The following is a 12,936-nucleotide window of genomic DNA, read 5'->3' on the forward strand; positions in this document are numbered from 1 at the left end:
GGAACTCAATCTTAATAATATGAGTGGAGGCAAATTTTCCTTAGAATTGTAATATCCTAAGGAAACAGGATACTAGAATTTGCTCTATTTTTATCTGTGATAATCTCTTTTAAAATTTCATTCTTTGAATCCTGACTGCATTGAGTATTGCAATCAAAGCAACTCCCACATCAGCAAATACAGCTTCCCACATCGTAGCCAGTCCACCAGCTCCAAGTACGAGCACGATGGCTTTTACAACAAAGGCAAGAATGATATTCTGCCAGACGATCCTTTTGGTCTTCTTTCCAATATTGATCGCCATAGGTATTTTTGATGGTTTATCATCCTGGATCACAACATCGGCAGTTTCGATGGTCGCATCGCTGCCAAGTCCACCCATTGCTATTCCAACATCACTTAATGCTACTACAGGCGCATCATTTACACCATCACCAACAAAAGCCACACTTTCATTTCTTGCTTTGATTTCTTTGACCTTGTTGACCTTATCTTCCGGAAGCAGGTCTCCAAAAGCATTGTCAATACCGATCTGCTCAGCCACATATTTTACTACAGTTGTCTTGTCACCACTTAGCATAGTCGCTTTTACATTCAAGCTATGAAGTTTTTCAACTGCTTGCTTTGCATCGTCCTTGATTCGGTCGGCAATCGTAATGAATCCTGCAAATTTTCCATCATATGCGATAGCTATCACCGTATATACGATTTTGGATGGGTCTACATCATAACCGATCTTAAATTTATCCAATAGTTTAAAATTACCCACCAGGATTTCCTTCCCATTAGCTCTCGCTTTAAGCCCATGCCCTGCAATTTCTTCAGTATCCTCTAAATTGATCGAATTGTTGATCTCTCCTACAAACTCGTGAACAGCAGTAGCCACAGGATGGGTACTTTTACTTTCAACAACATTGACCAATTGGAGAATCTCATCTTTGTCAAATCCTTCTTTAATGGTAACGTCCTGAACTTTGAAAACACCTTCTGTCATAGTTCCGGTCTTATCCATTACCACATTCTGAATCTCAGCGATCTTATCCAAAAAGTTGCTTCCTTTAAATAATATACCATTGCGGCTCGCTGCTCCGATACCTCCAAAATAGCCAAGCGGGATAGAGATCACCAATGCACACGGACAAGATATAACTAAGAAAATCAATGCTCTGTACAACCAATCTCTGAAAACATAATCATCAACAAAGAAATAAGGTACTAAGCAGATCAAAACAGCTAATGCAACCACAATTGGGGTGTAAATTCTTGCAAATTTTCTGATAAAAAGTTCAGTCGGAGCTTTTTGAGCTGTTGCATTTTGTACCAGTTCAAGGATCTTACTGAGTTTGCTATCCTCATAAGCTGTATTAACCTTAATCAAAGCTACGCTGTTCATATTGATCATTCCGGCTAAAACTGTTTCACCTTTATTTTTAGAATCAGGTTTGCTCTCTCCTGTTAACGCTGCGGTATTGAAAGACGCAGAATCGGAGATCAGTTCTCCGTCCAATGCCAGTTTTTCTCCTGATTTTAACTGAATCGTATCCCCGATTTTGGCTTCGGCAGCTTTGATTTTTTTAGGCTGATTATTTTCAATAATCGTTACCTCATCAGGACGTTGATCTAAAAGAGCCTTAATATTGGTTTTAGCTCTCGACACAGCCAGAGTCTGAAAAACCTCTCCTACTGCATAGAACAACATAACCGCTACTCCTTCAGGAAATTCTCCGATAATGAAAGCCCCTATCGTTGCAATGCTCATAAGGAAAAATTCTGAAAACACATCACCTTGTTTGATACTTTCAAATGCCTCTTTTAAAACCGGTAGGCCTACCGGTAGATAAGCAACACCGTACCAGACAATACGTACCCAGTCTTTAAACCATTCAGGCTTAATGTAATTGTCCAATGCAATGCCTGCTAATAACAATACCAAAGAAATAATCGCAGGCAAGAACATCTGAAACGCTGTTTTATCAGTTTCTGCATGATCATGTCCATCATCATCTGTATGTTGATGATCTTCCGTTTTCTTCTTTGGAGCGCAGCATCCGTCTTCTTCAACTAATTTTTTGGCTCCAGCATCTTTATAGATTTTGCCTTCCTGTGGAGTACAGCAGAGCTGCTTTCCATTTTCGTCGTAGATGTGTTTATGTTCCATAATAATATTATTTTTATGATTTTTAGGTTACTTTATATATATATCCTGGTCTGATTGTCTTCCGGTTTTTAGAATTTTTTTATACCAGCCAAATTTGTTAATACTTAAGATGAACAAGGTAAGAACAGTTGCTAAAAAAGATAACAAAAACATGTTCAGTGCAAGGGCAGATCCTATTGCCGATGCAGCCCATAAAGCAGTGGATGTTGTAAGCCCCTGCATGCTTTTGGAACTATCTTTAAATGCCAGTCCAGCTCCGATAAATCCTAAACCGGCAGGTATCGCCGCCAACATTCTCGCTATTGCAGATTTATCATCTGTAAGATGCGAGGCAACTGCCACAAATAAGCAAGAAGCCATACAGAGAACGCCAAAAGTGCGAACCCCTGCATCTTTATGGGCAGTTTCTCTTTCGAAACCTATTATCGCGCCAAAAAACAGTGCTAATAATAATTTTCCGGCAAGTAAAAGTTCAAATTTTAGATCCATTTTATATCACTTTATCTAGTTGTGGTTATATTTCCCTTTTTAATCCGCTTCTGTTTTAATCCTTCATTCTTGAAAAGATAGTAGGCCGACTGATAATTTGCTATCGCTTTTTTTACATACTGTTCAGACAGCATCTCTGGATTTTGTTTATTTTTCTCCTTGTCATACAAATACGTCTCTGTTTTTTGCTGTGGACCTAGAATAACCAATTTGTTGTTTTCCATATATCCAAGTTTCTGATAGGTACTTACAAATATTCTTGGAATATAGCTTTCGCCTAAAACATTTTTACCATAAAGATTACTCTGATATGTCCAACCTAAAAGTGCGAAAAGTGTTGGATACAAATCGATCTGAGAGCACATTTTTTCAATTCTGAATGGTTCGTTGTCGTTCAGGTTGACAATCATTGCAGGGATATGGTATTTTGCGACATCGATATCGTTCTTGCCCGCACTGCTGGCACAATGATCTGCAACAATTATAACAATGGTATTTTTGTACCAGGATTTATTCTTTATCTTTTTAAAAAACTGACCGATCGCATAATCTGTGTATTTCACGGCGCCTTCCCTTCCCGATCCCGAGGGAATATCAATCTTTCCTTCAGGATATGTATAAGGACGATGATTGGAAGTGTTCATTACAAAATCGTAAAAAGGTTTCCCCGCTGCAAATTTTTGATCTGCTTGCTTTATCACCTGATCATAAAGATTTTCATCACTAATACCCCAGGCATTTTCAAAAGTGACCTCATTGTCTTCTATTGGTATTCTTGGAGACTGATAATCTTCCCCTACAAAAGAATTTCTTTTCCTGTCAACAATTGTGTATCCATTATTACCGAAATAATTATTCATATTATCAAAATATCCATCACCACCATATAAGAATGAAGTATCATATCCCTTTTGACCGAAGATAGATCCTACAGTGGTCAGATTATCGTTGGCTTTCCTACGAACAATACTATTCCCCGGTGTAGGCGGAACGGCAAGTGAAAGTGCCTCCATTCCTCGCACGGTTCTTGTTCCGGTAGCATACATATTGGTAAATAAAATGCTTCGATTCGCCAATGAGTCCAACGTAGGTGTCAGATTCTGATTGTTGCCAAATGTTTTCATAAAGTCTGCACTGAAACTTTCCAATGTGATCATAATAACATTGGGCTTCTCAGAGGAGTCATCTCCCTTAATGTTACGTACAATTGAGAAATCTTTTGATACATAATGTGAGTCAGTTTCCTGCAGATCAGTTCTCACAATATTAAACGCCTCTCTATTATCGATGAGTGTGTAGAAGTGCTCATAATTGATCTCGTTATTTTTATAAGCTGAAAAAAAAGAATAGATTCCTGATTTTGACAACTCATTCCTATACCTGTTCTCACTGCTCTCTGCTAAACTGTTGTCAATAAAAAATGTGTAGAAGACTGAAATAAAAAGCAATCCTAAAAAAATAGTGAATCGCTGTATAAAAGGTGTACTGCCTTCAAAATTATCTGTGAAATAATGCCTCTTATAGAAAAGTAAAAATACCAAAGAGGTCATTAGTAACATGGCTGTAATGAGCAATGGCAAAGGATATGATTCATTAATATTATTGATTACTTCATAGGTATAAACCAAATAATCAACTGCAATAAAATTAAACCGACTTTCAAATTCCTGCCAGAATGTTACTTCAGCAAAAAATGAAAACAACAATATAAGCACAGCTACAGTAAAACAAAAAAAAGTCATAGCTCTATTGAAAAGCGAATTATTATATTTCTGGGGAAACAAAAGCAGATATAGGCTGTATGGTAGCACAAAAAAATACCCCTACACCAATATCAAACAAAAATCCCATAGCAAATACTTTCAACAATGAAATAAAACTAAGATCAGCTTTTTGAATGCTGGCCACAGAAAGCCCTATCCTAAGAAAAAAGGACAAGATCATGTATAATAAGAAAAAATTAGTGAGCAGGCTATAAGTGCTTCTCTTAATTTTAATTAGTCTCATAAACAAGTTTTATAAGTGATTAAAACATTATTATCCTTTGAAATCAATTTTATGTGATAGAGAACTAACCATTAGATTTTATTTATTATCAATCTATTTTTACCGTTCATCTATAAGTGTATTACACTTTCATCATAGCCTTCATATTCGATTTGAAAAGTGGTGTGGGTTATTTTAAAATCTGTTGTCACTTTGTCTGTTAATATTTTCAGGATTTCGTTGCGATTTTTATTTTCATCTGCAATCACATGAGCACTCATGGCATTAACGCCTGACGTAAGAGACCAAACATGAAGATCGTGGAGTCCCTTGATTTCCGGGAGTTCTTCCAGTGATGCTCTAAGCTTGCTGATATCTACATCTTTCGGTGTACCTTCCAATAAGACATTAACCGCTTCCATAAGCAACTTTAAGGTTCTGGGAATGATTAATAGACCTATTGCCGCAGAAATGATCGGATCTGCGTAATACCATTGTGTTGTCAGCATTATCACACCTGCGATCATTACTCCTACGGATGTCAGCATATCCGACAAGACCTCAAAATAAGCACCTTTCATATTAAGACTTTCATTGGAGTCCTTTCTTATGATAAGGATACCGATGATATTGACCACAAAACCAATTCCTGCAACGATCATCATGGAGCCACTTTGCACTTCAGGAGGATTTTTAAATCTTTGAAATGCCTCATATAAAACAAATAATGAGATACCCAATAGCACAACAGCATTAATCACAGCAGCCAAAATCTCTGTGCGATAGTACCCAAATGTTTTTTCAGGACTAGCCTTTCTCTCACCAATTTTGATTGCAATAAATGCTAGGAGTAAACCGACAACATCTGTTAGCATGTGAGCAGCATCCGCAAGCAATGCAAGACTTTTTGTTGCAATTCCTCCAATGACTTCAGCAATAAGATAAGTACCACTTAGTGCTAGGACGATGAGTAAATTTTTCTTATGTCTGCTTGATGCAGATCCAGTCTGTTTATTTGTGTCGCTCATAATTTTATGTATTTACTAGATTGACTCTACATTTCGAAGTAAGTATTATTTTCTTTTTTAACAGGAATATCATTTTCTTTGATCATCTGTAAAATATTGATTTCTATAGTTTGTGCAATAGATGTCATTGGCGTATCCACAGGAGTATTCTCGAAAGGATCCTGCATGATGATTGCTGTTTTCTCAATGGCTATAAATAGCAGAGGAATAGTGATCGTTGTAATAATTTCCAAGGTGAGCTGGGAATCTTCCAATCCGAAAGGGAGTATAAAAGCAAAAACATATATAAGAGTATGCAGTAAAATACTATAGGCACGTGGAAATACCGTATTTTTCAATCTTTCACATTTTCCCATATTGTCACACAGCCTCATGAGAACTTCGTTAAGCTGAACCTCCTTGAAATCTGATACCAATCCTTTTTCGGCTATTTGTCTTAAGTGATAAGAATGTTCATCCAAAATTGCATTGGGTATATTAACAGCGTTAATCTGATGCATATTCAAATACTCCCCTACTTTACCGGAAAAAGGCTGTTTTCTTAATGCTTCGCCTAACGCATAGACCCATACGATTTGTCTTTCTGCAAATATTTTAACGTCCGCACTATCCTGAGGAATGAACTGAATAATTAATCGGATAAGAGACCTGGAATCATTAACAATAGCACCCCAAACGGTTCTTGCTTCCCACCATCTCTCGTATGACTGCGCCGTCCTAAATGCAAGTAGCAGTGATACAGCAGTTCCTAAAATTGCGGGAATGCTTAATGGAATTGATATTTTTTTGAAAATAGGATGCAGATCCAACAAACCTATACCTACAGCAAGTATAACAATCAGTAATATTTGGCTTTTAATTTGATCAATAAAATACCAGATTGAAATTTTCTTGTTTAGTAACATAACTTTTGTTTATAGATTTGATATAACATTATGATACGTAGTTCACGATTTAATTCGATTCGTAGCATAATGTTATTTTTTATTACAGCTGAAACTTTTATATAAAGGCTTTCGTAATAATAAATCTAATCTTCATGCCCTCCTGAATTAGATAATTTAGCATTGACGAAGAATGCACCTTTTACCACAATGTTTGTATCAGGTGCAATTTTGGTCACTGGAGTGATTGCAGTATAACCTAGATCTGAAGAACCTTTAACAATTTCTATTTTCTCAAAATTCAATGTTTTTCCTTGATTCTTGGTATGCGCTGCCTCTTTTGTACCTTCCTCTTTCTCACCCCCTTCTTCCTCTTCAGCATGTTCTTCAGGCTTTTTAGAAGTCTGTATGAAAACATAGAATTTACCGTCAGCTTCCACGATTGCTTCATCAGGAACGGCAGCGGTGCTTGAGTTTCCAAGGCTTACCATTCCGGTAACATTCATCCCATCGATCAACCCCACTTTATTTCCTGTAACACTCGCATGTACAGAGATCGTTTTACTCTCATTTTCGAATGACGACCCGATACTAAATACGGTAGCGTTATACAAAGTTTCCGGATTATTGGTCAGCTTAAACTGTACAGTTTGTCCAACTTTCATTTTAGGTAGATCCTTTTCAAAAACCTGAAGATCTAAATGGATAGAACTATTATCAATAATATCAAGAACTGGTGATGCCACATCAACATAACTTCCAATCTGCGCATTGATACTGCTTACGGTTCCACTGATCGGTGAAGTTATAACCAACCCAGATCGTAGATTACCATTGCTTACTTTACCCGGGCTGATCCCCATAAGCTGGAGCTGTCTCTGTAGTGATGATCTTTGGGTTCTTAAACTTTTTAATTCAGCATCAGAGCTTTGCAGATTCTTTTTTTGCTCCGGCATCATTATCAAATAGTTCACGTTGCCTTCTATATTCCTGTTCAGCAAACGCGATCCTGCTGTTCACTGTAAGATATTGCTCCTGAAGCTGAATATACTCGGGATTATTGATTGATGCAATTACCTGCCCTTTCCTCACATGATCTCCTATCTGTACATTTAATGTCTTAATCACCCCACCATACAGAGAGGTAACGGTAGCTTTTCTATTGTTGGGAACACTCAATACACCATTGGCTTTAACAAGTGAGGTCAGATCTTTCATCTCAATTTTACCTAAGGAGATTCCGACTGCTTTCATTTGTTCTTCTGTTAATGCCGCGATCGTTTGCGGTGCCTCTTCATGAGCCTCCTCTACCTGTTCGGTTTTTGCTTTTACTTCCGTTTCCTCAGAGGCTTCTTTTTTTCCACAGCTTAAGACTAAAAAAGAAATTAACAGCGTAGATACTATATTATATTTAATTTTCATTTTATTTGTTTATGATAGAATTAATGGTAATAACAGATTGATTAACCTGTTGAATCGATTCGAGATACTTTAATTGAATATTGGTAGAAGTCTGAAGCGCAAAAAGATATTCAACGTAGGAAATTTCTCCTGTTTTATATCCCAATTGTCCGGCTTTAGCTATTTTCTCAGCATTGGGTATAGCCTGATTAATATAATAATTATATTGCTCTACATCCTGCTGATATTGATTCAAAGCGTTTTCCAGTTGCGCTTCCAGCTGTTTTTGCTGTAATTTTGCATTAGATTCCGCTACTTGCTTTTGGAACTCCCAAGATTGCATTCTCGCTTTTGTAGCACCGAAAGTCAGGGGAATCGTAACGCCAATAGTTGCTGCGTGAAATCTATTTCCCGCATTAAAATTCCGATCCATACCATTGATCGTCTGGGTACCGATTAAAGACTGATTGGTGTAACCTATACTGAAATCAGGTAGGCCCAGAGACCTTTCAACGTTTTTATTTTTTTCTGCTATGGTCATCTCCTGATAGTAAGACCTTACTGTTGGATGATTCGCTATTGACGCGCTGTCAAATACATAATTAGCTTTCAGGGGCTCATAATTTGTGTTATAAGGAACCGAGATGTCTCCCGAAGTATTCAATAAGGTTTTTAAGTTTTTGTATGCATTATTCAAATAAACTTCATTTTGCTTCAACAACAAATTGATCTCCCCTTTCTGAGTTTCTGCAGTATTGATCTCTATCTTTTTAATATCTCCTGATTTAAATCTGACCGTAGCAATTCTTATAAAATCCTGATATAAACTATCCAGATTTTTTAATTTTGACTGGTTAAATTGCAGATATTCGATCTGATAGTAATAGGTCCTAACCTGTCTTGCAAGTTCGTTGACCGAAATCTCCTTATTGATCTGCTTTCCTTTGATCTGTTCAGCGATAAGTTCTCTTCTTGCTTTAAACAATGTTGGAAACGGAATACTTTGAGATATAGAAAAAGATTGATCGAATTTTTTTACTGTTGTATTGGCCTAACTGAGCATCTAAACTCATTTTTGGAAGTTCTTTAGCAGTAGGTTTCAGTGCCTCTGTTACTTTAATATCCAAATCTTTCGACCGCATTAAATTATTGTTGGTCAATGCGATGCTCGTAGCTTCCTCAACTGTAACAGGGGTACCTTGTTGTGCGTTAAAGGTCTGTCCAATGAATAAAAAACCTAAAACTAAAACCGCTGTCAGTGGCTTATTACCTGAAGGCTTTTTGATTTTTAGTTTAGTACTGAAGATAATGTATAACATCGGTAAAACAAAAAGAGTCAAGAAAGTTGCTGTAACCAGTCCCCCGATTACAACGGTCGCCAAAGGTTTCTGAACTTCTGCCCCGGCTCCGGTTGAAATTGCCATAGGTAAAAATCCTAATGATGCGACTGTGGCTGTCATTAAAACAGGTCTCAGACGAGTTTTAGTTCCTTCCATCACACGTTTTAAAATATTGGTTTCACCTTCCTTCTCTAACTCGTTAAATGTTCCGATCAACACAATACCATTAAGTACCGCTACACCAAATAATGCAATAAACCCAATTCCCGCGCTGATACTAAAAGGCATACCGCGAAGCATTAACGCGAATATACCGCCGATAGCACTCATTGGAATTGCCGTAAAGATCAAGGCAGCCTGCTTTAGCGAACCAAAAGTAAAATATAACAGCATAAAGATCAAAAATAATGATACAGGTACAGCAATGGTCAGTCGTTTACTGGCAGCTTTAAGATTCTCAAATTGTCCGCCATATGTATAATAATATCCTGATGGTAATTTTTCTTTATTAAGCTTCTGCTGGATTTCTTCTACTACACTTTCTACATCTCGGCCTTTTACGTTAAAACCAATGACGATTCTCCTTTTACCTGCCTCACGACTAATCTGTGCGGGGCCAAGTTTATAATTGATATTGGACACCTGTGAAAGCGGGATCTGTATTCCTGTCTTCGTAGACACCATCAGATTGTTGACATCATCAATACTGGTTCTATGTAAACTATCCAAACGAACCACCAGATCAAACCTTCTTTCATTCTCAAATACCTGACCTGCAGCCTGACCTGCAAAAGCAGTACTTACAGCAGTATTTACGTCTTCAATATTCAGCCCGTAATTAGCCATTCTTGTGCGGTCATATTCAACATTAATTTGCGGAAGACCACTAACACGTTCGATCTGTGGAGCACTCGCACCATTAACAGACTGAATAATTTTTGCTGTTTTATCCGCATATATCGCTAAAGAATCTAAATTTTCACCGAAAATTTTAACCGCTACATCTTGTCTGATTCCTGTCATCAACTCATTGAAACGCATCTGGATCGGTTGATTTTTTTCGAAAAATACCCCGGGAATAGCTTCAAGCTTTTCAGAGATCTCATCTGCTAATTCATCATATGATTTTTTTGTTTTCCATTCACTTTGCGGTTTTAAGATCACCATCATATCAGTAGCTTCAGGAGGCATTGGATCAGTAGGCACTTCAGCAGCACCGGTCTTCCCTACAACCATTTTAACTTCGTCAAACTGCTTGATCAGCCTGGAGGCCTGCATAGAGGTTTCAATACTCTGACTTAATGAACTTCCCTGTGGAAGAATACAGTGAAAAGCAAAATCACCTTCTTGGAGTTGAGGGATAAACTCGCCCCCCATTCTTCCAAATATAAATAATGAAACTGCAAATAATGCAACAGTAACACTTACTAACCAATATTTTACTTTTAAAGCTTTCTCTAGTAGAGGTTGATAGATTTTTTGGAGTCGGTTCATCATTTTATCTGAGAAATTTTCTTTATGCGAGATTTTCTTCGATAAAAAAAGTGCACTCATCATTGGAATATAGGTCAATGATAATATCAATGCACCAAAGATTGCAAAACCTACAGTTTTAGCCATCGGAGTAAACATCTTACCCTCAACACCTACTAACGTTAAAATAGGAATGTAGACAATCAAAATAATAATCTCCCCAAATGCTGCGCTGCTTCTGATTTTAGAAGCTGAAAGAAATACCTCTTCATCCATCTCAGACTGGGTAAGAAGACGTGTTGTTTTCCGCAATCCTAAGTGATGAAGAGTCGCTTCAACAATAATAACAGCTCCGTCGACAATTAATCCAAAATCAATCGCCCCTAAACTCATTAAGTTGGCACTTACTCCGAAAACGTTCATCATTCCCAAAGCAAAGAGTAAGGACAACGGAATGGCAGATGCCACAATAAGACCGGCTCGTAAATTACCGAGAAATACTACCAGCACAAAAATCACTATCAACGCTCCTTCGATAAGATTTTTCTCGACAGTATCAATAGCTCTGCCAACTAGATTAGTTCTGTCTAAATAAGGCTCAATAATCACATCAGTAGGTAAAGATTTTTGAATAGTTGGTATTTTTTCTTTGATTAATTGCACTACCTCATTACTATTAGCACCTTTAAGCATCATCACCACTCCACCTACAGCATCCACCTCACCATTAAATGTCATGGCACCATATCGAACCGCACTTCCCAAACGAACCTCAGCAACATCTTTAATGAATATAGGCACACTCCCTGTTTCATTTTTAACTACAACATTCCCAACATCTTCAAGAGAGGTCACAAGTCCAATTCCACGGATAAAATAAGCATTAGGCTTTTTGTCAATGTAGGCTCCGCCTGTGTTCTGATTATTTTTTTCAAGAGCTGCAAAAATATCAGAAATACTAACTCCCATCGCTCGTAGACGATCAGGGTTAACAGCGACCTCATATTGTTTTAGCTGTCCTCCGAAGCTGTTAATCTCTGCAACTCCGGGAGTACCATTAAGCTGTCTTCGAACGATCCAGTCCTGCATTGTACGAAGTTCTTTGGAATCGTATTTTTTCTCACTTCCTTTCTTTGGATGAAGGATGTATTGATATACTTCCCCAAGTCCTGTACTTACCGGAGCCAACTCTGGTGTGCCAATTCCTTTTGGAATTTCTTCAGCAGCCTGCTTCAGCTTTTCACTGATCAATTGGCGGGCAAAATAAACGTCAACCTCTTCTTTAAATACAACAGTGATTACAGACAAACCGAATCGTGAAATACTTCTGGTCTCCTCAATATCAGGAACATTAGCAATACTCTGTTCTATAGGGAATGTCACCAACTGTTCAACTTCCTGACCGGCCAAAGTAGGACATACCGTGATTATTTGAACCTGATTGTTGGTGATGTCGGGTGTGGCATCGATCGGAAGTTTGGTTGCGCTCCAAACTCCCCAAATAATCAACAACAAGGTCATTATACCAATGACAATCTTGTTCTTGATGCTAAATCTTATGATTTTATCTAACATGAGAATATAATTTTTATTGAATGTCACAACTACCTTTTGGAACAACTATTTGTTCTAAAAATCGAGCGACAAAAATGAGTAAGAATACAACGCAATGCTATTGCAATGTTTCCATAACTGTTTTGACGAAAGACAATTCTTCCGTCTGATTAACAAAAATTATATTTTAGGAGGTTGCCATATCTGATCGTACACCAAATATGCAAAGTCATTCTTTATGAAAAGAATTTTTTTAGAATAGTACTCTTTTATCTGTTTACGATATTCTAAAACAGGATTTATTTTGAGCGAAGTAACGCTGATTCTGCAGCAATTACAATAACAAAAAGGAGAACAAGAATCTGTTTTTGAATGAGCATCGTTTTGCTCAGATTTTATATAGGAATATGATACATTTTCATTTTTTGATTGCGCTTTTGCAACATCCATGCATGGCATTAATGATAATGCCATGAAGTAGACTGTAAAAAGCAATCTTAGAAAATTCATGCGACAAAGTTAATTATTTTACATTTATAAATATATATTAAATTTTATCTATTTTTTTAAAATTTATTACTAACAAGACTTTTAAAAAAAATTATTTATACTACAGTATCTTA

At 37.1% G+C, this 12,936-nt stretch carries 6 protein-coding genes and 2 pseudogenes; all 8 read right to left on the minus strand.

Annotated elements, in window-relative coordinates; genetic code table 11:
- Positions 1–109: 109 nt before the first annotated feature.
- Positions 110–2,158: a heavy metal translocating P-type ATPase gene (locus tag AAHI02_RS07290; protein ID WP_040995614.1), complete on the minus strand. Its 2,049-nt coding sequence runs from the start codon at positions 2,156–2,158 to the stop codon at positions 110–112.
- A gap of 27 nt (positions 2,159–2,185) precedes the next feature.
- A complete protein-coding gene (locus AAHI02_RS07295; RefSeq protein ID WP_034975913.1) occupies positions 2,186–2,647 on the minus strand; it encodes an MgtC/SapB family protein in 462 nt (153 codons plus the stop codon).
- Positions 2,648–2,658: 11 nt separating this feature from the next.
- A complete protein-coding gene (locus tag AAHI02_RS07300) occupies positions 2,659–4,353 on the minus strand; it encodes an LTA synthase family protein (RefSeq protein WP_346986135.1) in 1,695 nt (564 codons plus the stop codon).
- A gap of 411 nt (positions 4,354–4,764) precedes the next feature.
- Complete coding sequence (locus AAHI02_RS07305) at positions 4,765–5,661, minus strand: cation diffusion facilitator family transporter (RefSeq protein ID WP_072410598.1); 897 nt, start codon at positions 5,659–5,661, stop codon at positions 4,765–4,767.
- Positions 5,662–5,687: 26 nt separating this feature from the next.
- Complete coding sequence (locus tag AAHI02_RS07310; RefSeq protein ID WP_028123473.1) at positions 5,688–6,566, minus strand: bestrophin family ion channel; 879 nt, start codon at positions 6,564–6,566, stop codon at positions 5,688–5,690.
- A gap of 125 nt (positions 6,567–6,691) precedes the next feature.
- Positions 6,692–7,967: pseudogene (locus tag AAHI02_RS07315) on the minus strand (efflux RND transporter periplasmic adaptor subunit).
- A gap of 1 nt (position 7,968) precedes the next feature.
- A pseudogene (locus AAHI02_RS07320) lies at positions 7,969–12,334 on the minus strand (CusA/CzcA family heavy metal efflux RND transporter).
- 159 nt (positions 12,335–12,493) lie between these two features.
- The gene (locus tag AAHI02_RS07325) at positions 12,494–12,823 is read right to left on the minus strand and encodes a DUF6660 family protein (protein ID WP_072410597.1); all 330 of its coding nucleotides are present in this window, start codon (positions 12,821–12,823) and stop codon (positions 12,494–12,496) included.
- Positions 12,824–12,936: the final 113 nt, after the last annotated feature.

Origin of the sequence: Chryseobacterium sp. POE27 (assembly GCF_039727685.1) — a bacterium.
GTDB lineage: Bacteria > Bacteroidota > Bacteroidia > Flavobacteriales > Weeksellaceae > Chryseobacterium.

Coding starts and splice junctions, on each gene's coding strand:
- AAHI02_RS07310 (WP_028123473.1), bottom strand. CDS start 6,566: ATGTTACTAAACAAGAAAATTTCAATCTGGTATTTTATTGATCAAATT.
- AAHI02_RS07325 (WP_072410597.1), bottom strand. CDS start 12,823: ATGAATTTTCTAAGATTGCTTTTTACAGTCTACTTCATGGCATTATCA.
- AAHI02_RS07305 (WP_072410598.1), bottom strand. CDS start 5,661: ATGAGCGACACAAATAAACAGACTGGATCTGCATCAAGCAGACATAAG.
- AAHI02_RS07290 (WP_040995614.1), bottom strand. CDS start 2,158: ATGGAACATAAACACATCTACGACGAAAATGGAAAGCAGCTCTGCTGT.
- AAHI02_RS07295 (WP_034975913.1), bottom strand. CDS start 2,647: ATGGATCTAAAATTTGAACTTTTACTTGCCGGAAAATTATTATTAGCA.